General features: G+C 52.3%; 16 protein-coding genes and 1 pseudogene. 2 read left to right on the forward strand and 15 right to left on the reverse strand.

Annotated elements, in window-relative coordinates; all coding sequences use genetic code 11:
- Window positions 1-10: 10 nt before the first annotated feature.
- The 7 genes and pseudogenes from dhaK to NSU14_RS26465 all read right to left on the reverse strand — a co-directional run bounded on the left by dhaK (window position 11) and on the right by NSU14_RS26465 (window position 10,257).
- A pseudogene (gene dhaK, locus NSU14_RS26435) lies at window positions 11-1,654 on the reverse strand (dihydroxyacetone kinase subunit DhaK).
- The gene (locus tag NSU14_RS26440) at window positions 1,651-2,751 is read right to left on the reverse strand and encodes a glycerol dehydrogenase (RefSeq protein ID WP_076242274.1); all 1,101 of its coding nucleotides are present in this window, start codon (window positions 2,749-2,751) and stop codon (window positions 1,651-1,653) included. The pseudogene dhaK and the gene NSU14_RS26440 overlap by 4 nt, the downstream one beginning before the upstream one ends.
- A gap of 134 nt (window positions 2,752-2,885) precedes the next feature.
- Window positions 2,886-3,893, reverse strand: a complete 1,008-nt coding sequence (locus NSU14_RS26445; protein WP_340947798.1) for a PocR ligand-binding domain-containing protein — start codon at window positions 3,891-3,893, stop codon at window positions 2,886-2,888.
- Between the two features lie 665 nt (window positions 3,894-4,558).
- Entirely contained in the window at window positions 4,559-6,769 is a 2,211-nt protein-coding gene (locus NSU14_RS26450) for an alginate lyase family protein (RefSeq protein WP_340947799.1), read from the reverse strand.
- Between the two features lie 42 nt (window positions 6,770-6,811).
- A complete protein-coding gene (locus tag NSU14_RS26455; protein ID WP_042134005.1) occupies window positions 6,812-7,681 on the reverse strand; it encodes a carbohydrate ABC transporter permease in 870 nt (289 codons plus the stop codon).
- 24 nt (window positions 7,682-7,705) lie between these two features.
- Window positions 7,706-8,614 (reverse strand): ABC transporter permease, encoded by a 909-nt coding sequence (locus NSU14_RS26460; protein WP_340947802.1) that lies wholly within the window; start codon window positions 8,612-8,614, stop codon window positions 7,706-7,708.
- 80 nt (window positions 8,615-8,694) lie between these two features.
- Window positions 8,695-10,257: an extracellular solute-binding protein gene (locus NSU14_RS26465; protein ID WP_340947803.1), complete on the reverse strand. Its 1,563-nt coding sequence runs from the start codon at window positions 10,255-10,257 to the stop codon at window positions 8,695-8,697.
- Window positions 10,258-10,481: 224 nt separating this feature from the next.
- Between NSU14_RS26465 and NSU14_RS26470 the strand changes: the two genes are divergently transcribed.
- Both NSU14_RS26470 and NSU14_RS26475 read left to right on the forward strand, forming a co-directional pair.
- The gene (locus NSU14_RS26470) at window positions 10,482-12,287 is read left to right on the forward strand and encodes a sensor histidine kinase (RefSeq protein WP_042134001.1); all 1,806 of its coding nucleotides are present in this window, start codon (window positions 10,482-10,484) and stop codon (window positions 12,285-12,287) included.
- Entirely contained in the window at window positions 12,274-13,893 is a 1,620-nt protein-coding gene (locus NSU14_RS26475; protein WP_076247436.1) for a helix-turn-helix domain-containing protein, read from the forward strand. Before NSU14_RS26470 ends, NSU14_RS26475 begins: the two co-directional genes overlap by 14 nt.
- Window positions 13,894-13,953: 60 nt before the next feature.
- On the opposite strand, the gene modB is transcribed toward NSU14_RS26475, so the two are convergent.
- From modB to NSU14_RS26515, 8 genes are all read right to left on the reverse strand, one after another.
- Window positions 13,954-14,616, reverse strand: coding sequence for a molybdate ABC transporter permease subunit (gene modB, locus NSU14_RS26480; protein ID WP_042133997.1), 663 nt, complete (start codon window positions 14,614-14,616; stop codon window positions 13,954-13,956).
- 29 nt (window positions 14,617-14,645) lie between these two features.
- A complete protein-coding gene (modA, locus tag NSU14_RS26485) occupies window positions 14,646-15,425 on the reverse strand; it encodes a molybdate ABC transporter substrate-binding protein (RefSeq protein ID WP_336101172.1) in 780 nt (259 codons plus the stop codon).
- A 204-nt stretch (window positions 15,426-15,629) separates the two neighbouring features.
- Complete coding sequence (nikC, locus tag NSU14_RS26490) at window positions 15,630-16,523, reverse strand: nickel transporter permease (protein WP_042133992.1); 894 nt, start codon at window positions 16,521-16,523, stop codon at window positions 15,630-15,632.
- Between the two features lie 11 nt (window positions 16,524-16,534).
- Entirely contained in the window at window positions 16,535-17,539 is a 1,005-nt protein-coding gene (locus tag NSU14_RS26495; protein ID WP_042133990.1) for an ABC transporter permease, read from the reverse strand.
- A gap of 78 nt (window positions 17,540-17,617) precedes the next feature.
- Window positions 17,618-19,288 carry an ABC transporter substrate-binding protein gene (locus NSU14_RS26500; protein WP_340947804.1) on the reverse strand — a complete coding sequence of 557 codons (1,671 nt, stop codon included), beginning with the start codon at window positions 19,286-19,288 and terminating at the stop codon, window positions 17,618-17,620.
- 120 nt (window positions 19,289-19,408) lie between these two features.
- A complete protein-coding gene (locus tag NSU14_RS26505) occupies window positions 19,409-20,401 on the reverse strand; it encodes an ABC transporter ATP-binding protein (protein ID WP_336101736.1) in 993 nt (330 codons plus the stop codon).
- Window positions 20,398-21,387, reverse strand: a complete 990-nt coding sequence (locus NSU14_RS26510) for an ABC transporter ATP-binding protein (RefSeq protein ID WP_340947805.1) — start codon at window positions 21,385-21,387, stop codon at window positions 20,398-20,400. The genes NSU14_RS26505 and NSU14_RS26510 overlap by 4 nt, the downstream gene beginning before the upstream one ends.
- 271 nt (window positions 21,388-21,658) lie before the next feature.
- The gene (locus NSU14_RS26515) at window positions 21,659-22,624 is read right to left on the reverse strand and encodes a helix-turn-helix transcriptional regulator (protein ID WP_076247430.1); all 966 of its coding nucleotides are present in this window, start codon (window positions 22,622-22,624) and stop codon (window positions 21,659-21,661) included.
- Between the last annotated feature and the right edge of the window lie 115 nt (window positions 22,625-22,739).

Here is a 22,739-nt window from a genome sequence, read left to right on the forward strand (position 1 = left end):
TCTTCAATCCTTACTGCTGCATCCGGTCTACAATCCCGGTGAACAGAATACCTATCGCTGTAGCTCCGGCATCGGGGTGGCTGAGGCTCCGCTCGCCCACATAGCTTGCCCTGCCTTTGGAAGCGATAATGTCTTTGGTGTGCTCGGCTCCCTGCACCGCCGCTTCTGCGCCCTTGCGCATGCTGATCAGCAGGGCGTCGCCACTCTCCGCACTCTTCCGCTGAGCTTCAGCAGCAGGAATCAGTGCATCGAGCAGCGTCTTGTCGCCAAGCTTGGCCCCGCCCCGCTTCTGGATGCCCTCTACCGCGTTCTCCAGCAGCTCCGCCAGCTCAAGTCCGCTTAAATCGGTCTTGCCATTGGCGTATTTCGCCGCGCTGCGGAAGGCCGAGCCCCAGATGGGACCCGAAGCGCCTCCGCAGTGCTCAATGATCACCATTCCGCAGGCTTTGAGGAATTCACCGATATCTTCCTGCGGCAGCTCCTCCCATTCCAGTTTCAGCTGCCGGAAGCCCTTGGCCAGCGACATGCCGAAGTCCCCGTCTCCGGCGAAGGAATCCAGTTCACAGAATTCGACTTCCTTCTCAATGATAAGCTTCGCCATCTCGTCTATCATCACTACTATATCAGCTGTAAGCAGCTTCTCCATTGCTTCCGCCTCCTAACATCTATAAGCTGCCGTCTCCGCGCTATAGTCGAGTGCCTGCTTCAGCTCATCATCCAGCTTCAGCAGGGTGACCGATGCTCCCGCCATATCAATCGCACTCATATAATTACCGACAAAGGTCCGGTATACCCTGATCTTGGCTTCCTCCAGCAGCAGGCTGACGGAACGGTTCAGGATGTAGAGCTCCTGCAGCGGTGTTGCCCCGAAGCCGTTAATCATCAGAGCGACCTCTTCCTCCGGGTTAACCGGCATATCGGCGAGCAGCGCCTGCAGTGCCTTCGCGGCCAGTTCATCTGCCGGAACGAGCTTTTCCCGGGCAATACCCGGTTCGCCGTGAATGCCTACACCGAATTCGATCTCATCCTCTCCAAGCGCGAAGGTTGGTGAGCCTTTGGCCGGCACGGTACAGGGAGTCAGCGCGAAGCCGATCGACCGGACATTGCGCACTGTTTTCTCCGCGATGGCCTTGACCTCCGGAAGTGTATCTCCCCGTTCTGCAGCCGCTCCGGCGATCTTATGCACAAACACCGTTCCGGCCACGCCTCTTCTGCCTGCCGTCGATGCATCGTCCGCTACGGACACATCATCGTTCACATACACTTTTTCCACGGTGATATCATCATCTTCGAACGCCATCTCCGCCGCCGCATCGAAATTCATACAGTCGCCGGAATAGTTCTTGATAATCAGCAGCGTTCCTTGGGAGGAAGCCGTCTTCGTAATCGCATTGTAGACCTGAATCGTCGACGGAGATGCAAACACATCACCGCATACCGCCGCATCCAGCATTCCCTTACCTACGTATCCGCCATGCGCAGGCTCATGTCCGCTGCCTCCGCCGCTGATCAGGGTGACTTTGTCCGGGTTCAGCTCTTTACGCGTAATAATCTTGTATTTCCGGTTCCACTCCAGCAGCTCCGGATGGGCAAGCACCATGCCCTCGATCATCTGCACGACTACATCTTCAGGGGCGTTAATGATCTTCTTCATCTGGCTTCGCCTCCGCTTCCGCCCAGCCGGTCCGCAGCCAGAATGGCCGCATATACATCATACTTCGTAACCGGGAACGGCATATTATGAATGGACTCCCCTTCGGCACAGGCTCTTTCGGCCACCGGCATCAGCCGGGCTTCACTGATATCTGTAACACCCAGGTCCTTCAGGCAGGTAGGTAATCCGAGCGATTTGCAGAAGCCAAGCACCGTGTCCAGTTCTTCCTGCGGCGCATTCTCCAGCACCATGTGCACCAGCGTGCCGAAAGCCACCTTTTCCCCGTGATAATAATGATGAGTCTCCTCCAGAATGGTCAGCCCGTTATGCACGGCATGCGCTGCGGCCAGTCCCCCGCTCTCGAATCCAAGCCCGCTGAGCAGGATATTCGTCTCGATAATATTCTCCAGCGCCTGCGTAACCACCTTGCTGTCATTGGCCGCTTTGGCCTTCAGTCCGTCCTCCAGCAGTGTTTCGTAGCAGAGCCGGGCCAGCTCCATCGCTGCCTTCGTGCTTACGGCCCCGGAATTGTTATAGGTGAAACCTCTGACACAGGATCTCGCCTCAAAAAAGGTCGACAGCGCATCCCCCATCCCGGCCACCAGAAAACGCGTTGGTGCATTGGCAATGATTCCGGTATCCACCAGCACCACATTGGGATTCTGCCGCGCATACAGATAGGATTCGAACTCGCCATGCTCCGAATAGATCACCGAAGAGCCGCTGCATGGTGCATCAGTCGCCGCAATCGTCGGTACGACAATAATCGCAATTCTAGCCCGGTTGGCGATCGCTTTGGCTGTATCCAGCGCCTTGCCGCCGCCGAGGCCAACAATCACATCACAGCCTTCTGCTGCCGCGAACTGCTCCAGCCGGCCGATCTCCTTAAGTGTACATTCCCCGCCGAACCCGCCGGTTACGAATTCGAAGCCGCCTTTGGCAACTGCCTTGTCCAGGTAATCCTGAACCCGGGCCTGATCATCCTTATGCGCCACCAGCAGCGCTTTCCGTCCATAGATCGTTACATAGTCCCCGATGTTGTACAGTTCATCTTTGCCCTGAACATATTTAGAGGGAGAGGTTAGTATTTTTCTCATTTCACAGCACTCCTTAGGCAGGATTTGTAAACGCTTCCTATTCAGTATAAGCGCTTTGCCGCTGTTTGGCATTGCACGATCCTGTATAGAACTATTCCGTCATTTCATCCTATAAACTCCCAGCGCAGCGCGGATTATGCACGGCTCTTCAGGCGGTAGACCGCCGGTGTTTCGCCTGTAGCTTTTTTGAAGGTCCGGATGAAATACCCGCTATCCTCAAAACCCAGCGAATACGCGATGCTCACTACAGATTCTTCTCCCTCCGCCAGACTACGTTTCGCTTCCTCCAGCCTAAGGCTATTTATATAGGAAGAAAAGGTGCTGCCCGTCTCCTGCCGGAACAGTCTGCTGAAATAGTCCGCGCTGATCCAGCATAACTGGGCCATGTCCGCCAGTCTCAGCCGCTCCCGGAAATGCCCATGCATATGCTCCAGCGCCGGCTTCAGCCTGAGGCTCCCGCCTATTGTGCCCGCAGCTTGCTTCCTGTCAGTCGGCTGGCCCGCCTCCTCCTGTACCTGCTGCCGGGGAATCTCATGTACCTGCGCTGCTTCTTCTGTAAGCTTCACATCCGCAGCAGCTGCAGAAGTGCCGAATACATAAGTCCGGTTCCTGGCGCTAACTCTGCCGGTTATATAATGGCTCATGTGGGTGACCAGACGGGCTACGGATTCGATCCGTTCATAAGACATCACCGGAAGGCTCCGGTAATATTCCTCCAGCATGCTGTCATGCTCCCTTTGATCTGGACGGCTGGTTGCGCTCAGTATATCAAGCTTCTTACCGGTATCCTGTGCGGGAATAGAGATCTGCCCCAGCATAATGGAGCCAAGGTACTTGCTGCCGACTACCAGCGGTACCGCCATATCCACAATCCCCATATGGCATTTATAGACATAGGGACGCTGCATACTCTGTGCGGCATATCCCCCGCGGTAATCACAGCTCTCACATAACCGGGAGGACTGGGTGGCTGATCTCATCGCTCTGCAAAAGTCCGTGCATTTGCTGTGCCGGGTCACCGGCTTGCCGCCAGCATCGACCGTGAGCACAGCCATATCCGTCACCGCAGCAAGATCGTCCTGAATGATCTGCAGCGCCTGTGTATCCACGACATCCTCAAGCAGTTCCAAAGAGTTCCTCATGAGTCCCTCCATTATCATTCAAATTATATCTAAAATTATAACATGATAACGGTTGCAACAAGGAGATTCGGCGCAAACATTTTCAATACTTGATCCTAGCGGACCGTAGTGCCGTTATTTATCGAAAGGGAAACGTTGTGCCGGGCTTAAAGGCTTATGCACACTTGCGTTCTCTCCAGCAGGCGACCAGGTACTTGTCCAGCCCACTTCGGGCGGAATTCGCCTACTTCGGGCGGAATCAAGAGCTTTTATGCTCTTGATTGGCTCGTCCAGACCAATTGTATTCGAAATATCGAATACAATGAGCTACTGTGAAGGTATAGAGACCCAATGTATGCGAAATATCGAATACATTGAGCTACTGGAAGGTATCCAGACCAATTGTATGCGAAAAACCAAATACATTGAGCTACTGTGAAGGTAACCAGACCCAATGTATGCGAAAAACCGAATACATTGAGCTACTTTGATGGTAACCAGACCCAATATATGCGAAATTTCGAATACATTGTAGCTACTGTGAAGGTATTGCGCCCTTCCTTCTCTCAACCCTCCCACTCCTTTAAGCTCTCCCTTTCGAAGGAGCACTTAACCGTAAATTCTTATATTTACAACTAAAACAACGCCCACCCCGGTACAGGATGGACGTTGTTCTTTTCAAACCGCTATGATTTGGATTCCGTGATCACAATAACATCCCGGCTATAGCTCCCCCCGGCAAACTCCAAGCCTGCCGGCTCTTCCTTGCGGGGCAGCAGCGCTTCGGTAATGATATTGCCGGTGTGATCGAGGTAGCCCGCTACCTTTACACTATTATGGTATAAGCAGATTTCATCCACTCGATCTCCCATTATAATACGCAGGGCCGTTGCCTCTTCGGCAGATAGCTCTTTTCCGTTCATCCGTGCAGGCAGGGGCTCAATGGTCACCTTAGGTTTCTCCGTTCCGAACGGAACGGCAAGCGTTACGATTGCCGTCCTCCCCGCCACAGTTAATGAACGCTTCACCACCGGACTCTCAGTATACTCCCCCTGCTTGAAAATCAGGCCCGGTTCAAGCATCAGCTGGTCCTCAGCGTGGCCGGCCGGCAGATGCAGCAGCAGCAGATTAGCCCCCTCCAGCTGAGTGGATACTTCACCGCTGCGGCAGTCATATCCCGCTCCGCCTGTAGGCAGATGGAAGTACTGCTCATAACGGTGCTGTTCCTCCGCTTCAAACAGATCCACAATCAGCCAGTAGCTGTTCCTGATGAACAGCACCTTGCGGGAATGGATGACCGGATCATCGTAACGGGTATAGCCGTAATGGCTCGCGAAGCTGTAGTCATAGGCTGCACTGGACTGGACGTCCCAGATTCTGCAGGCTGCCGTCGTCGGCGTATTCCAGTGAAAGCTGCGGACATGCTGGTCCTGGCCATCCACCACTACGGTATTATGGGCCCGGGTGGATACCGTATATTTACGCTCCTTGTTCCACTCGAACAATCCCATGCCTGAATCCGCCAGCAGCTCGCGCCCTCCGGCGTAGAGCACCAGGCTCAGCGCATCCGAATGGGCATGTCCGCCGACTCCAACCCCTGCACGCATCGCCATGTACATGTCTTCCCGGCTCCAGCCCTGCCTGGAGGTAATGTAACCTCCAATCGGGAAGCAGGCTGCCGTTTCGGCAGGCTGCTTCGCCTTCAGCTGCTCATATTGCTGCACCGCTTCCGGCCCTATTCTCCAGAGCAGCGAGAACGGCAGCCGCTCATGCCCCAGCGCTTTGAAATCGCCGCGCTGATACAGATAAGCGCCCAGACTCATGACATTGCGCAGCTCACTGACCACCTGCACATCCGTATCGCCGAATTTGACCAGCTGTCCGTCGGGGGCCAGCAGATGCATCGTCACGGTGAACATTTTCTCCAAGGTGTCGCGATACTCCCCGGCGTCAATTCCAAGCTTATGGAACAGTGCCACCAGTTCATACAGATCGCGCATCACGATCAGATGATAATTCGGACTGCCTTCGAACTGTACCCCATCCGCATATACGTTCTGGCGGATATATCCCGGCAGCTCACGCAGCCCGTACTCCAGCCATTCCGCGGAATCCTTCAGCTCCGGCAGGAGCAGCGCCGTCTGGATCAGCCCCCGCAGCTGCATGCAGACATGGTTGCCGCCGCTGGCATGATATTTGCGCACATACTGCCCGTGCTCCTGGAAGGACTTGATCAGCTTCAGCTTAACCGCAGGTTCAAACGCAGGTGAGCTGAAGAAGATAATGAAGGCTTCCGGCAGCATAAACAGCCGCACCCCGACAGACAGCGGGTCCCAGGTCGAATGCTCGGAACGGAACGTATCATCGACAGGCATCCTATTATCATCGATGAAGTCGCTGATCATGTCATTGAAGCATTTGGCGTATTTCTCATCACCGGTCAGCGCATAAGCTCTGGACAGATGCTTCACATATACGAACCGGGTCAGATGCAGCTGATACTGTGAGCTGTCATACAGCCAGCTGTTCCAGTCATAGGTTCCACGCGGAAAGACCACTCTTTTCCCTTTAAATAGCGGGATATCCCCTTCCACGATCCGGTCTGCCTCAGCGATTGTCTGCTGCGCTTCCTCCTCATGGCCGTAGTAGCTTGCGGCATACGCCTGAAGCTTGGGAACATCCTTCACTTCAAAGTAATATCTCCCGTTGTTACCTGCTGCAATGACCTCCAGATAGGCATTCCGTGCAGCCGGGACATCACCTGTCTTCAGCTGTGCGGCCACACCGGCAAGCTCAGGTCTGCTCAAGTCCAGCATGGTGCCGAGGAATTCTTCATCCGACAGCTGCGGCTTTGTATATATAGGATTATGGCGCAAGTCTTTATATCCAATCGTCATTTGAACCCTCACCTTTATTGGTTTAACGGATCTCATCCGCGTCTATTCCTTGATCGAACCCAGCATGGCTCCCTTGGCAAAATACTTCTGCAGGAACGGATACACGATTACAATAGGCAGCATGGCGAGCAATATCGCCGCATTCTGGACATTGGGTCCAAGGTTGGCCGCAAGCTGTGCGTCAACTGCAGCCTCTGCCGAAATATTGGAGGCGCTGATCGCCACCATCTGCCGCAGGAGCGGTTGAATCGGCCAGCGCGATGTATCATTCAGATAGATGACCGCTGAGAAGAACTCATTCCAGAACTGCACCATGAAGAACAGCGTAAACGTGGCGATGATCGGTTTGGACAGCGGAAGCACGACCGAATACAGAATTCTGAACTCTCCTGCCCCGTCAATTCTTGCCGCTTCATCCAGACTTTCCGGCAGGCTCTGGAAGAACGAGCGGATGACCATGATATTAAAAGCACTGGAAGCCGCCGGAAGCACCACTGCCCAGTAGGAATCGATCAGACCCAGATTTTTGACCACCAGATAACTGGGAATCATACCGCCGTGAAAGATCATGGTGAAGAAAATAATCAGCAGCATGATGCGGCGGCCGGGCAGAAACTTCTTGGATAAGGCATAGGCCAGGGTAATCGATACAAACAGGCTAAGCAGCGTACCCATTACCGTGATAATCACGGAGTTCTTGACCGAGGTCAGGAACGTATTCGCATTCAGCAGATAGCTGTAAGCATCCAGCGTCCAGTGCTTGGGCCAGATGAAGAAATTCCCGGCCATTGAATCTCCGGGCGGACTGAAGGATACCGCGATAATGTATAGAAAAGGCAGAATAACCAGCAGACTGATTAAGCAGATAATAACTACAATAATGGTGTCAAACCATGTTGCCTTGAGCTTCATAACGTCTCCACTCCTGTTCTTGTTCTAGAATATGCCTTCTTCGCCAAGCAGCTTTGCCGCATAATTGGCCCCGACTACAAGGATCAGACTGGCAACGGATTTGAACATGCCTACGGTAATCGCGAAGCTGTAATTGAATTGCTCCAGACCGATATGGTAGACGAACAGATCGAACACATTGGAGACATCCAGGTTGAGGCTGTTGGTCATCAGGAAGATCTGCATGAAGTTGGAGTCCATAGAGGAGCCCAGACGGAGCAGCAGCAGTATAACAATCGTGCTCTTGATGCCGGGGAGGGTAATATGCCAGATGCTCTGCAGCCGGCTCGCTCCATCCACTTTGGCCGCTTCGTACTGCTCCGGGTTGATTCCTGCCAGTGCCGCCAGGAAGATAATTGTCCCCCAGCCTGCATCCTTCCAGATGGACTGGAAGATGACCAGCGGCCGGAACCATTCATTGCTCACCAGGAAATTGGCATTGCCGTCAAACCACTGGCTGAGATAATGATTAATGACGCCTGAAGGCCCGAAGAATGAAATCGTAATCCCGTAAATGACGACCCAGGACAGGAAATGGGGCAGATAGACGATCGTCTGCGATACCCGTTTGAACACTTTGAGCCGCACTTCATTCAGGAGTAACGACAGGAGGATCGTAAACGGAAAATAAATGATCAGGTTCAACAGACTGATCAGCAGTGTATTTTTCAGCAAAATATAGAAATCGGAGGTTCCGAAAAACTGTCTGAAATTATCCAGCCCCACCCACGGGCTGTCCATAATGCCTTTGAACGGGCTGTACTCCTTGAAGGCCAGAATGAGTCCTGACATCGGGATATAATGAAAAATCAGAAAATAGAGAATGCCAGGTGCCGCCAGTAAATAGAAAGGCCATAATTGATTAAACCGTTTAGGGCGCAAAGTTCTCTGCACAGGCTAAACCTCCTTATCCATGGGCAAAAGAAAGGGGAAGCCCCCTCCTTTGCCTCTGTGTATATTTATGGGTGTCTTATTCAGTGCGCTGCATTATACTGATCCAGCAGTTCCTTGGCTATCTGCATACCTGCACCATTAGTCCAGGTATCAATCTCCTTCTGCACATCTTCCCAGGTGCCTTCACCCAGCACATATTTCGTCATCACGGCGCTCATTTTTTTGTAGCTGTCCGGATTCTTGCTGGCGAACTGTGAGTTGTAGCTGAGGAACGGATTCTCAACACCGATCTTGCTGATAATATCCAGCGTCGCCTTTTGCTGCGCCAGAATCTCCGGCTCCTTGGAGCTGGCGTATACATATGGATCTACCCGGTTCTCCAGCACGAATTGGCTCGGCTTATCCAGGTCGTATTGCTTCTTCTGCTCTTCAGTCTGCACAGCAACACCATCTTTGAAGTCACTGGAGTGAATGCCGGTAACTCCCGCTTTGGAGAACGCTATATTCTCCTCGGAGGCGGTGAAATCAAGGAAATCAACAATCTGCTGAACCTCGTCTTCCGGTACGGAGCTTGGAATGACCCACAGCCCGTAGTATCCGCCGAGTACAGCGGCACCTTTGTGTCCGTCTGCCCCTTCGAGCACGTCGACAATGGCAATTTCAGCATTCGGATCTGTCTGCTTCAGCTTCTCCACATTGGCCTCTCCCAGATCGCTGACATTCCCCACAAAAGCACCCGCCGTGCCTGCCAGGAACTTGCTCCGTGCCTGGCCCTGATTCTTGAGCACCGGCGCATCCTTGTCAATCAGGCCTTTGCTCCAGGAATCTCTCAGCCACTCCAGAAATGCCTTGTATTCGGGAGTCTGGAAATCGCGCACAGCATTCCCGCCGTCCAGCTTCCACACATTAGGAATGCCGAAGGCAAACTGAATCGGAAGCACACCTGAGAATGGTCCGGGACTGTTGACTCCGTCTGAACCATAGATCGTAAACGGAATGGTTTTGCCTCCGCCCGCCGGATCCTTCTCCTTGAATACAGCAAGTGCATTCGTCAGCTCATCCATCGTTTTTGGCACAGCCAGATTGTACTTGTCCAGCCAGTCCTTACGGATCAGGATATTAGCTTCCCCTCCGCCGTACAGGCCCCGCGGCCGGGGAACTCCGTATACCTTGCCGTCAATCTTGATTCCATCCCAGACGACATCATCGATCTGGCTGATATTCTCCGTCTTCTCCAGATAAAGCGTCAGATCATGGAACGCGCCCATCTTCACCAGGTTGTTGAATTTGTCGTCCTTTCCGCCATCCATGAGCAGCAGATCATAGGAATCGCCTGCCGATACGGCTACGGAGAGCTTATCGGTGTATGCCTCGGAGGGTACGAAGGTCACATCCAGATCGACGTTGCCGCGTTTCTCCAGATCCTCCAGCGCTTTATTGCTGCCCATCTCCGGCGGATTGCCGAAGAGGATCGTCATCGCTTTGATGCTGGCCGGCTTGCCGCCAGTCTCTGTCTGTGCGCTTCCATCCGGTGACGCTGCGCTGCCTGCTGCAGAATTGTTGTTACCGGAGCAGCCTGCCAGGGCTGTTGCCATTAATGCTGCTGATGCCATAAGCGGTACAAGCTTTCTTGTAAAATTCATTGTTATCCCCCATTCGCTTGTATTGAGTGCGTTTACATTGTTCTTACACTTTGGATTATAGAAGACACCGCAGGTAGTGAACATGCCGGATTCGAGCCAAAGTGTCACCATTCTTAAGATTCCCTCGGATCTGTGTTTCTCCTTATTCTCCAATGTACTATAATCTTTATAGGATAGCCTATCCAGCATCCAGCGTCTAAAACCGGTTAACGGAAGGGGTTCCTATGAGTTCACCATTTTTCAGCTTTTTGCGGCGGAGCTTCTATATCAAGATGATTCTCGTCATGTTCGCCATCTCCGTGATTCCGCTGATTGTATTGTCTATTATCTCTGTAAGCGTATCCACCACAACCGTTGAGAAACAGGTGAACCGTCTGAATGCCCAGCTTGTCAATCAGGTCGTAGACCGGATTGAATTAACCATGACCCGGCTGAGGGAATTAAGCGAGCAATACTCACGTATTTCGTCGATTCAGGGCGCGCTGGTTTCACCGTCGGCCCAATATTTTGAAGAGGTTGTCCGCAAAAAGGACCTGATCTCCGTGCTCAGCAGCGCCTCGGCGATTATCGGGAATGTAGAGGGGCTGCAGGTCTATTCAGCTATTACAGGGGAAGTGCTCTCTTCTACGGAGGCTCCGGCTGCCCTTGCGGATTCCCCTTACCGGCCGCTGATTGAAACGTATTTGGCCTCGGGGAAACCTAATATTTTTCTGGATAAGCACTCTTTGCCGGAACTTGCGATTCTGGACTCTTCCACCTATTATATCTCACGGGTTCCCTTCGACTTGTATGAGGACTTGAAGGGAGTGCTGCTGATCTCCATGAGCAATAACCAATACCAGCGGCAGATCGAGAATATTCAGCTCGGGAGCGAGGGCTCCATTTCGCTGTTGACCGAAGACGGGCTGACGATTGCTACAACCAGCAAGCTTGAGAAAGCCGAGGATACCCGGCGTGTACAGGGTATTCTCAAGCACTGGAAAGAGCTGAACCGCCCCGATCAATTCGCAGCCGGCTCTTCCATTGTCTCAGTCAAACAGACCTCCACCTACGACAACTGGATCGTGGTCTCGGAGATTCCGTCCAAGGAGCTTACCGCCAGCGCAGACATTATCCGGCGGACCGTAACTTATTTCCTGGTCATTCTTGCGGTGCTGGGGGCACTATGCGTTGTCGGGTTCGGGTATCAGTTATACCGGCCGCTGCAAGCCGTGAAGCGGCAGGTCGATGCGCTTAAGAAAGGGCATTTCGAGGCCCGGGTCACTCATTTTGCCAATAATGAAATCGGAGATCTGGGCCGGATGCTTAATACGATGGCTGTCCGCATTCAGGATCTGCTGGCAGATTTGCATGATTCGGAGGACCTGAAGCGCAAGCTGGAGATTAGAGCGCTGCAATCGCAGATTAATCCCCATTTCATGTACAATACCTTAAATACCATCCGGATGTTCGCCATGATGAAGGATTATGAGAAGATCAATTCGCTGATGGGCCGGCTGGTCGCGCTGCTGCGGTACTCTATGGAGAATTTCGAGCAGACCGTGCAGCTTCGGCAGGAGCTTGATTACTTGGCGGATTATGTGGGGCTGCTCAATATGCGGTATAAATGTCAAATCCGGCTGGAGTCAAGCATCGAGGAGCCGCTGCAGAGTATGCAGATTCCGAAGCTGAGCCTCCAGCCGCTGATCGAAAATTCTGTGTTCCATGGGATTCTTCCGCGTAAAACGCCGGAAGGGCATATCAGTATACGGGTCTTCACCGATACCGGGAAGAACTATATCATCCTTGAGATTACTGACGACGGGATTGGCCTTGCGGAAGCCGAACTGAAGAAGCTGCAGCTCCATCTGCTCCATGAAGAGTCCACGGAGAACATCGGGCTGCAGAATGTATGGCTGCGGATGAAGCTGCTGTTCGGAGGGGACGCGCAAATTCTGCTCTCCAGTGCTCCGGGTGAAGGGCTGACGATCCGTATTATGCTGCCGTCTGAGAATGTTCTTGTAAAGGAGGAGCCTCATGAATCCCTATAGAGTTGTGCTCGTGGAGGACGAAATTCCGGCAAGAACGGTATTCCGGCATTTCATTGAAGAGCGTACCGATTTGTTCACGCTGGTCGGCGAAGCCGAAGACGGCCGGGACGGACTGGAATTGTTCCTGAAGCACAAGCCGGAGCTTGTCGTAACCGATATCACCATGCCGGGCATGAATGGGCTTGAGATGCTAAGTGAAATTGAGAAAAGCGGAGAACGTCCTCCGCAGATCATCATCCTTACCTGCCACCAGGATTTCCATTATGCCCAGCAGGCCATTCATCTGAAGGCTGCAGCCTATCTCATTAAAGATGACTGTCTTTCTGATCCCGGCCTGTTGACCCGGACGATGGAGGAGCTGGCCTCCCAGGTGAACTCACTTGATGAAACCCGGGAAAAGCATCTCCAGCTGGAACAGCAGGTCCGCCTCAGCGAGGTGGAGATTGAGCAGAGCCTCTTTCTGGATATGCTGCTGAATCCGGCGGCAGAAGCCAAATGGCTGCGCAGTCTGGAGGACGCTCAGCTCCCGCTTCACGAACAAAGCTTCAAGGTATTGCTGCTGGAGCTGGACAGGAATTCCCTTCGCTTCCCGATCGATCAGCTTGAAGAGCTGAAGCTGTGGCAATTCGCCGGAGTCAACGTACTCAAGGAGCTGCTGGCCGGCATAGGCCCGAATAAAGTCATCGCGCTCGACAAGGGACGTTTTCTCGCCATATACACCGATACGTCAAAGGCTATGCGCCCCAATTTCCCGGAACAGGTGCTGGATTCCTTTGCCGCCAATCTCAAAATGAGCTGCATTGCCCTGCAGTGCAGCTTCGGCCAGGGACTGAAGGCCCGGCCTGAGGCACTGAAACGGCTGGCTTCTGCCCCCTATCCTTTCTTTTACCGCTTTGGCGATAGCATTGCTATTGAGGATTGGGAACAGATCGCCCGTTTCCAGCGGATTCCGGAGCCCCTTAGCCGATTCTGGAGCAAGGTACTCAAGAAAGCACTGCTGGAGCCGCATTTGAACACGGCTGCACTGGAGCAGGAGCGCCTCTCCTTATACCGCCAGGCTATGGAGCAATCCTGGGACCCGGAGCAGATCAAATCCTTATATTTGAGAGTCTTCCTGGATATGAGCCATAACGTTATTGGAGCAGAGGGCGGTGCGGATCTCGAAGCGGACCTGCGTAAAAAAATGGAGCTGTGCCAAACCTTCAACTCCGTACACGAGGCGACCTGTGATTATTTCCGCAAGCTTCAGCAGCTTCAGGAGGGCGGCCGGAAGATCGATGCTTCGATTACAAGAATCATTCAGCATATGCGCGAAGACCTCAGCTATCCCTATAAGCTGGAGGAGCTGGCAGCTTCGATTAATTACAGTGTGCCTTATTTCAGCTCCATGTTCAAAAAAGCAGTAGGCGAAAGCTTCATTCAATACCTGTCCCGTCTGCGGATTGAAAAGGCAAAGCTGCTGCTGCTTACCACGGATCATAAGACATTCGAAATTTCCGAATCTATCGGTTTTGAGAATTACCGGTCCTTTAACCGGATCTTCAAGAAAGAGACCGGCGTATCCCCTTCCGATTACCGCAGAATGGGTATGGGAATGCCCCAATGATAAACCCCCGGTATCTCCAGAATTTCTGGTGATGCCGGGGGTAATTTAGCTTACACTCCGTCAGGATCGGCGGTTAACAAACATCAGCATAAGGGCCGAGATGACAATGATTGAGCATACCCACATCCAGGCCAGCGTCATGTTGCCGCCGTCAACCGCTACATAGATTGCGGTCGGCACCGTCTGGGTACGTCCGGGGATGTTCCCCGCTACCATAATCGTTGCGCCGAATTCGCCCAGCCCGCGGGCAAACCCGAGCACGTAACCTGCGGCCAGTGAACGGCTGGCCAGCGGAAGGGTTACATAGCGCAGGACCTGAAGCTCGCTGGCTCCCTGCGCCCGAGCGGCATCCTCAAGATCCTTCTCCACCCCTTCAAAGCCCGCCTTGACTGTCCTGTATACCAAGGGGAAAGCAACCACTACTGCGGCAATGACTGCCGCGCCCCAGGTAAACAGAATGGTATGCTCGGTGAACTGCTCATACAGCCTGCCAATCCAGCTCCGCCGGCCGAGGATCACCAGCAGGACGAAGCCGACAACCGTCGGCGGCAGAACCAGCGGAAGCAGCAGGACCGTTTCAACCAGGCTGTGTCCGAAGAACCTCCGCCCTGCCATCTTCTTGGCTGCGAGCGTAGCCAGTAAGAACACTATAATGCTGGTAATCACTGAAATCTTGACCGAAAGCCAGACCGGGGCGAAAAAATCGGTCCAATTGATCTCCATCTCTTCTCACCCCATTTATATAGTAGTTATTATTGTGCTAATTGAAAGCCGTAGCTTGTAAATACCGCGTCCGCCGCTGTTGTCTGTACATAATCGTAGAATGCCTTGGCCTCCGCCTGATGCGGGGACTCCTTAACAATGCCTACCGGATAATTAATGGCCTTGTGCACATGTCCGCCCACTGTCAGGGCAATCTTCACTTTGTTCGACGTAAGCGCGTCTGTCTTGTAGACGAAGCCGGCATCTGCATTGCCTGTTTCCACATAAGACAATACCTGACGGACATCCTTGGCAAAGACCAGCTTGCTCTGCAGCGTATCCCATACCTTCTTAGCCGTCAATGACTGCTGCGCATATTGCCCGGCCGGCACGGATTCCGGCTGGCCGACAGCCACCTTCTTGAACGCTTTATCGGTAAGCTGGGTGATTGTAGTAATGGAAGTCTTCGAATCAGAAGGCACCACGAGAACCAGCTGATTCTTCAGCAGTTCCGTATTATCACTAATGAGCCCGCCATCTACCAGGGCAGTCATCTGTTTGTCTCCTGCAGAGAAGAACAGATCAGCCGGAGCGCCTTGTTCAATCTGCTTTTGCAGCGTACCGGAAGCACCGTAGTTAAAAACAAGATCAATACCGGGATGCTGTTTCTCGTAAGTCACGGCAATCTTGTCGAGACTGTCCTGCAGGCTGGCTGCTGCAGATATAATAATTTCAGTTTTCTTAGCTGCCTGTGCCTGTTCACCAGGTGCAGCAGACAATCCCGCCGCTACCAATCCCGCCACTAACACTAACCCCAGCTTCTTGAACATTTCCATTCCTCCCATGTATGTATCTTATATATTTTGGTGCTATTCTAGCACATCTTTTTTGGTTTTACTATACGTTTTGATTATGTTTGATTATATTTAGTTATTATTGATATGAACAAGTGATAATTCCAGCTGTAAGTATAGCTACTCAGAAAAAATAGCCCTTACAAGCCAAAGGCCTGCAGGGCTATCAGTGAACAGAAGTTAATTCTTCATCCGCGGGTCAAGCACGTCGCGCAGGCCGTCCCCTACCAGGTTGAAGCCTAGCACGGTCAGCATAATGGACAGCCCCGGGAAAATAACCGTCCAGGGTGCCTTCTGAATGAACTGCCGTGAATCCGAGAGCATCTTGCCCCATTCCGGATCGGGCGGCTGTGCGCCGAGTCCCAGGAAACCAAGTGCAGCTGCCTCAATAATCGCAGTGGCGATGCCAAGTGTCCCTTGCACGATAATCGGCGTTAAGCTGTTCGGCAGAATATGGGTCAGCAGAATGCGGTTATTCGTCATTCCGATCGCCCGGGCTGCCGTAATGTACTCCTCCGATTTCAGAGAGAGTACCTTGGCCCTTACCAGCCGGCCATAGGTAGGGATATTAACTATGGCGATGGCATATAGCGCATTCTGCAGCGAAGGCCCCAGAATGGCTACGATGGCAATAGCCAGCAGAATACTCGGGAAGGCCAGCAGAATATCGAACATGCGGGAGATCAGCATATCGATCCATTTGCCGTAGAATCCCGCAAGAATCCCCAGAAACGTACCGACAACAATGGAACCGATAACCGAGAAGAAGCCCACCCAGAGAGATATCCGGGCACCGTATAGAATACGGGTGAACATATCTCTGCCCAGATCATCTGTACCGAACCAGTGGTCAGCGGACGGCGCCTTGAGCCGGTTGACCAGCTCCTGCTCCTTGAAGCCGTAAGGCGCGATGAAGGGTGCCAGCAGGGCAATCAGCACAAAAAACACAATGATGCCAAGGCCGAGCATCGCTGTCTTATTCTTGCGGAAAGCCTTCCACGCATCCCGCCAAGGCCCGGAAACCTTGTCAGCAGGTACAGCCGGGGGCGTTACTTGAATTGATGCCTGTCCCATAGGTTCACCCCTCACTTGTAGTTGATGCGCGGATCAATGACGGCATAGAGCAGATCCACCAGCAGATTAATGAATACGAAGATAAAAGCAATGATCAGGATACCGGTCTGGATTACCGGATAGTCGCGTGAGCTGATCGCCTCAAATATATATCTTCCCACGCCCGGCCAGGCAAAGATTGTCTCTGTCAGCACCGCACCGCCGAGAAGCGCACCTGTCTGCAGACCTACTACGGTCAGCACGGGAATCAGCGCATTCTTAAGTGCATGCTTATATACGACAAGGAATTGCGACAATCCTTTGGCCTTTGCCGTACGGATATAGTCGGAGTTCATGACCTCCAGCATGCTCGAACGGGTCATCCGGGCAATAATTGCCATCGGAATGGTGCCCAGTGCTATGCTTGGCAGGATCAGATGCTTAATGACCGTCCACAGCTGGCGCCAGTCTCCTGCCAGTATCGTGTCGATCACATACAGATTGGTTATACTCTCCACTGGATTCCGCTGATCCATTCTGCCTATCGAGGGCAGCCAGTGCAGCTTCAGCGCGAATAACATCTGCTCCATCAGCCCCAGCCAGAAGATCGGCATGGACACGCCAATGAGCGCTATAATCATCGCGGTATAATCAAACCAGGAATTCTGCCGCCAGGCACTTAGAATACCGGCGTTCACTCCTACAATCGTAGCGAACAGCATACTTGCTGCCGTAAGCTCCAGCGTTGCCGCCAGATAAGGCATAATCTCTTTGGCAATCGGTGTTTTGGTCCGGATCGAGGTTCCCAGATCGCCCTGCACCAAATCGCCCATATAGTTGAAGTATTGCTGCAGCCATGGTTTGTCGAGACCAAGCTGCTCGCGCAGCGCCTGTTTGGACTGCTCGGTTGCCTTTTGGCCCAGAATGGTTTCTGCCGGATCACCCGGAATGGCATGAATAATGGAGAAGACGATAATCGTCATTCCGATCAGCACAGGAAATAAAACCATGACACGTTTTAATAGGTAGGAGTTCAAGTTGGCTCACCTTCCAGTGGTCCTTAAGCATAACTTGCCGCCCGGCATGCGGCGGCAAGGAAATGCTTATGGAGCATACTATTCGAAGTAAATTTCGCTGTAATATTCCGTACCTGTAGGGCCTGGAACGAATCCTTTCAGATTGGCCTTCGCAGCCAGCAGCGGTGTAGTGTGCACAAGCGGAATCCACGGTGCATCCGCTTTGATGATCTCCTGAGCCTGTTTGTACAGGTCGGAGCGTTTCGCCTGATCCGTTTCCTTCTGGGCATTGATCAGGATCGTGTGCAGATCTTCATTCACATAGAAGGTACGGTTATTGCCGGGGATAGCATCCTTATCGAGCAGCGTATACAGGAAGTTATCCGGGTCACCATTATCGCCGGTCCAGCCGAGCATGTAGATATCATCCTTCTCGCCGGCTTTGGTGTCATCCAGATAAGTCGCCCATTCCGGAGATTCAATAACCGTCTTCACACCGATTTTCTCCCAGTCCGCCTGAATGGCTTCCGCAACCTTCTTGCCGTCTGGCATGTAAGGCCGGGATACCGGCATAGCATAGAGGGTTACTGTATCCGGCAGGCCGTCAGGGTAACCAGCTTCCGCCAGCAGTGCCTTTGCTTTGTCCAGATCATAATCATAATCCTGCACAGCATCGTTGTAGCCCCACAGTGAAGGCGGCATCGGGTTAACCGCTGCAGTAGCCTGGCCTGAGAAGAATGCATCGATGATTGCCTGTTTGTTCACCGCATAGTTCAGCGCCTGTCTTACTTTCACATTATCAAAAGGTTTCTTCTTAAAGTTGAAGCCGAGGTACGCTACATTGAACGGCGGGCGCTCAATCTTCTGCAGCTCAGTATTGCCTTCAAGTGTGGACAGATCATCCGGGCTTAAATCCTCCATTAGATCGATCTCGCCGTTCTGCAGGGCATTGAAGCGTGCCGAGTTGTCCGGAATGGAGCGGACGATTACTTTGTTCAGCTTAGGAAGGCCTTCTTTCCAGTAGTTCGGGTTCTTGTCCAGTGTAATGGAATCATTATGCTTCCACTCCGTGAACACGAAAGGTCCTGTGCCTACCGGCTCGTTCTTGAAGTTCTCCTTCTTCTCCTGGATGGCAGCAGGGCTGGCAATCCCGAAGGAGGTCATAGCGATATTCTGCAGGAACGGTGCCTGCGGCTGGTTGAGTGTGAACTTTACCGTAGTGGCGTCTACAGCCTTAACCTCTTTGATTACACGGCTGCCGTCCGGACCGAACATCGAGTCATAGTAGTCAAAGGAATCGCCTTCGAACTTGAACTCACTTGCCGGATCACTCCAGCGTGTGAAGTTGAACACTACAGCTTCAGCGTTGAAATCTGTTCCGTCATGGAACTTCACGCCCGGGTGCAGCTTGAAGGTATAAGTCAGACCGTCAGCTGAAACTTCCCAGCTGTCAGCAAGTGAAGCCTGTACTTCAGAGGTACCCGGTTTGTATTCCAGCAGGGAATCGAATACCTGGTGGGCAATCTTCAGGGATTCGCCGTCTGTTACAATGGCCGGATCCAGTGATGCGGAATCGCCGCCTCGTCCGAGGATCAGTGTATCCTGCGTGTTAGCCGATGTTTCAGGTGAGCTCTCCGGTGCGGTGGTCGCCGCTGCATTCGTGCCTGCAGTCGCTTCTGTGCTTGCGTTGTTATTGTTACCCCCGCAGCCGCTTAATGTTAATACCGCCCCCAGCGTTACTGCCAGTGCAAGACTACTCCACTTCTTCATCTCTAGAAAACTCCCTTCTCTCATTAAAAGTATTAAAGCGTTTATATGGAGCTGCGCCAAAGCGCTGCCATATATCAGGGCCAATGCATAGAGAGCGGTATTGAATTCTTCCTTCTTTCATTAGGCCAGCCGGGAACGGACTTCCTCATCATACAGATGGCACGCGGTCAAATGTCCGGCCCCTGTCTCCTGCAGCGGCGGTCTGACATTACGGCATACCTCCATCACCCTGGGACAACGTGTATTAAAAGCACATCCGACCGGCGCATTCGCCGGACTCGGCACCTCACCCTGCAGAATGATCCGTTCCTTGCGGATATCAGGATCGGGCTCAGGAACTGCGGACAGCAGCGCCTGCGTATAGGGATGCTGCGGATCGGCATAGAGCTTATGCTTATCAGTGACTTCAACAATCCGTCCCAGATACATGACGGCAACACGGTCGCAGATATGCTTCACCACGCTGAGATCATGGGCGATGAAGATATAGGTCAATCCGAATTCCTTCTGTAAATCCTGCATCAGGTTAATGACCTGTGACTGGATCGATACATCCAGTGCAGATACAGGCTCATCGGCGATAATCAGCTTCGGCTGGAGCGCCAGTGCTCTGGCAATCCCGATCCGCTGGCGTTGTCCGCCGGAGAACTGATGCGGGTAACGCTGCAAATGCGCTTTAGCCAGCCCGACTACATCCGCAAGCCGTTCTACTTCGGCCCGGCGCTGCTTGGCATCGCCTACTCCGTGCACGATCATCGGCTCTTCAAGAATACGCTGTACGGTATTGCGCGGATCTAAGGATGAGAACGGGTCCTGGAAAACAATCTGCATCTCCCGGCGCCGCCTCCGCATCTCCTCTATAGATAGCTTCGTGATATCCTGACCTTCGAACCAAACCTCTCCCGCCGTGGGCTCAATCAGCCGAAGCAAGGCACGGCCGGTTGTGGATTTACCGCAGCCGCTCTCTCCAACCAGGCCAAAGGTCTCACCTTTGCTTACCGAGAAGGAGATATCGTCCACAGCCTTGACATAACCCTGCGCGCGATTGAAGAACCCTTTGTTGATCGGATAATACTTCTTAAGGCCCTTGACCTCTAGCAGGCTCTCACTCATACCGCATCCTCCTGTTGACTTTCATGCAGCCAGCATCTGCAGCTGTGCTGTTCCTCCTGGAGCGTAAGCTTCGGAAGACTTTGACGACAGATATCCATGACATCAGGGCAGCGCGGCGCGAACCGGCAGCCCTGCATTTCTTTGCTGAGAATCGGCACATTGCCCGGAATTGAATACAGTCGTTCTCTGGTTTCATCCATCCGCGGTACCGATTCGATCAGCCCCCGGGTATACGGATGCAGCGGATTCTTGAAAATATCACGTACGCTGCCTTCCTCCACTACCTTGCCGGCATACATAACCGCAACACGGTGGCACATCTCCGCTACAACACCAAGATCATGGGTAATCAGCATAACTGCGGTACCCTGTTCTTCGTTAAGCCGGCGGATCAGATCCAGAATCTGTGCCTGAATCGTTACATCAAGCGCAGTCGTCGGCTCATCGGCAATCAGCAGCTCCGGACTGCAGGAAATGGACATGGCGATCATTACACGCTGGCGCATGCCTCCCGACAGCTGATGCGGATATTCATCAATAATGGCCTCCGGCCGGGGAATGCCAACCTTGCGGAGCATCTCTACAGCGTGCTCCCGGGCCTCCTTCTTGGAGAGGCCGCGGTGCAGGCGTACGGTTTCTATAATTTGCTGTCCGACCGTGAACAGCGGATTGAGCGAAGTCATCGGTTCCTGAAAAATCATCGAGACCGAGTCACCGCGGATCTTACGCATCTCTTTCTCTTTAAGCGGGACAAGATCACGGCCCTTCAGCAGGATACGTCCGCCCACGATTTTTCCCGGGGGATCCGGAACCAGCTTCAGAATGGACAGGGAGGTTACGCTTTTACCACAGCCGGATTCGCCTACCACACCCAGAACCTCACCCGGATTAATGTACAAATCAACACCGTCAACTGCAGGAACTTCACCGCGGTCGGTAAAAAAGTGGGTGTGCAAATTTTCAATTTTTAGAATGGGCTGGATCAAATCTCTACCTCTCTTCTACTTAAAAATTGAACAAAGGTCAAATGACAGGATAGAAAATATATTTAAAAAGTTAGATATATTAACGAATACCTGACATGACACGTTACAATAATCCGCTTAAATACACATTGTTGTTATTTAATGTATAACTTACTATATATACCCCGACTAGACAAGGAAAATTTGCACATATAACTAACACGAGTGTTTTGGTATGAATAATTACATGCCCAACCTGTGTAAATACCTATATATAAAAAGAAAAACTGCGCTATTTGTATAGCGACAGCCATTTCTCGAGCTGATTTCTGAGAACTTCCCGGTAGTAGACCGGCTCCATAATCTCAGCTTCTTCCTCGTATCTCATAATCCAGTGAACAAAGCCAATATCCTGCTCCACCGCAACCTTAAAATGCAGACAGCGGTTCTGGCGGTCCACCCTGCTGGGCTTCACAAACATCTCCTCATGCTTAAGCCTCTCCATCATCCGTTCCGAGAACTTGACTTTGAATTCTACCTGCAGACTATCCTGGTCCAGAGACCACTTCTGCTCCATAAAAGCCTGTAAATCAAATTTATCCTTGGAGAACCAGCTGTCCAGCGGCTTCACACTGGAAAACCCGTTAATATGAAAGGTGCGGATGATCCCGAAGCGATGACAAAACCCAATCAAATGAAAACGATTCTCCAACGGGACCAGGCAGTAGGGATCAATTTTGATACCTTTTTCTTCGTATGCATTCTCACTGTAGTCCGCCTGTATACTGCGCTGCTTCATCACGGCATCCAGAATGCCGGTCAGATAGAATGGCTGATCTCCATGAGATCCGCTTCTCTCCATCCAATGCTGACCCGCCTCCTTCTTCGCGCTCTCCATCGTTTCTTCCCTTTCTGCCTTTTGCTTATATTCTGCGGCCATCACTTTCTCATAGGCGTCTTCGAAATCCGGGGGCAGTAAAGGTTTGATATCCGTCATAATACTGCGCAACTGTGAAAATGCGGCTGCTTCTTCTTCTGACCAATCCAAAGGGTACAGTGCAAAATTACCGATAAAAGCATATCCCTTACCGTGTCCCATATGGGTAATGGGGATATGCATGGCACTGAGCGCATCCATATCCCGGTAAATCGTTCTCTCACTGTTGCCGCATCGTTCCGCCAGCTCACGGGCCAGAATTCCCGGTTTGGCTTGAACTAGCGTAATAATGCGCATCAGCCGGATTAATCGGTCTGTCATTTTCAGTTCTCCTTGATTCATGGTAAAATAGACCCATTATTTTTAAATAAACTAGTTATATATATCTATAACCAAGGATGTAATAACCGAGATAAGAAAATATAATAGAACTATT

Source organism: Paenibacillus sp. FSL R10-2771 (assembly GCF_038000205.1).
GTDB classification, from domain to species: Bacteria; Bacillota; Bacilli; order Paenibacillales; family Paenibacillaceae; genus Paenibacillus_AQ; species Paenibacillus_AQ phytohabitans.

Excerpts from the sequence above, each read along its gene's own strand:
- NSU14_RS26440 (WP_076242274.1), bottom strand. The coding sequence starts at position 2,751 with ATGAGAAAAATACTAACCTCTCCCTCTAAATATGTTCAGGGCAAAGAT.
- NSU14_RS26445 (WP_340947798.1), bottom strand. The coding sequence starts at position 3,893 with ATGAGGAACTCTTTGGAACTGCTTGAGGATGTCGTGGATACACAGGCG.
- NSU14_RS26450 (WP_340947799.1), bottom strand. The coding sequence starts at position 6,769 with ATGACGATTGGATATAAAGACTTGCGCCATAATCCTATATATACAAAG.
- NSU14_RS26455 (WP_042134005.1), bottom strand. The coding sequence starts at position 7,681 with ATGAAGCTCAAGGCAACATGGTTTGACACCATTATTGTAGTTATTATC.
- NSU14_RS26465 (WP_340947803.1), bottom strand. The coding sequence starts at position 10,257 with ATGAATTTTACAAGAAAGCTTGTACCGCTTATGGCATCAGCAGCATTA.
- NSU14_RS26470 (WP_042134001.1), top strand. The coding sequence starts at position 10,482 with ATGAGTTCACCATTTTTCAGCTTTTTGCGGCGGAGCTTCTATATCAAG.
- NSU14_RS26475 (WP_076247436.1), top strand. The coding sequence starts at position 12,274 with ATGAATCCCTATAGAGTTGTGCTCGTGGAGGACGAAATTCCGGCAAGA.
- modB (WP_042133997.1), bottom strand. The coding sequence starts at position 14,616 with ATGGAGATCAATTGGACCGATTTTTTCGCCCCGGTCTGGCTTTCGGTC.
- modA (WP_336101172.1), bottom strand. The coding sequence starts at position 15,425 with ATGTTCAAGAAGCTGGGGTTAGTGTTAGTGGCGGGATTGGTAGCGGCG.
- nikC (WP_042133992.1), bottom strand. The coding sequence starts at position 16,523 with ATGGGACAGGCATCAATTCAAGTAACGCCCCCGGCTGTACCTGCTGAC.
- NSU14_RS26500 (WP_340947804.1), bottom strand. The coding sequence starts at position 19,288 with ATGAAGAAGTGGAGTAGTCTTGCACTGGCAGTAACGCTGGGGGCGGTA.
- NSU14_RS26505 (WP_336101736.1), bottom strand. The coding sequence starts at position 20,401 with ATGAGTGAGAGCCTGCTAGAGGTCAAGGGCCTTAAGAAGTATTATCCG.
- NSU14_RS26515 (WP_076247430.1), bottom strand. The coding sequence starts at position 22,624 with ATGACAGACCGATTAATCCGGCTGATGCGCATTATTACGCTAGTTCAA.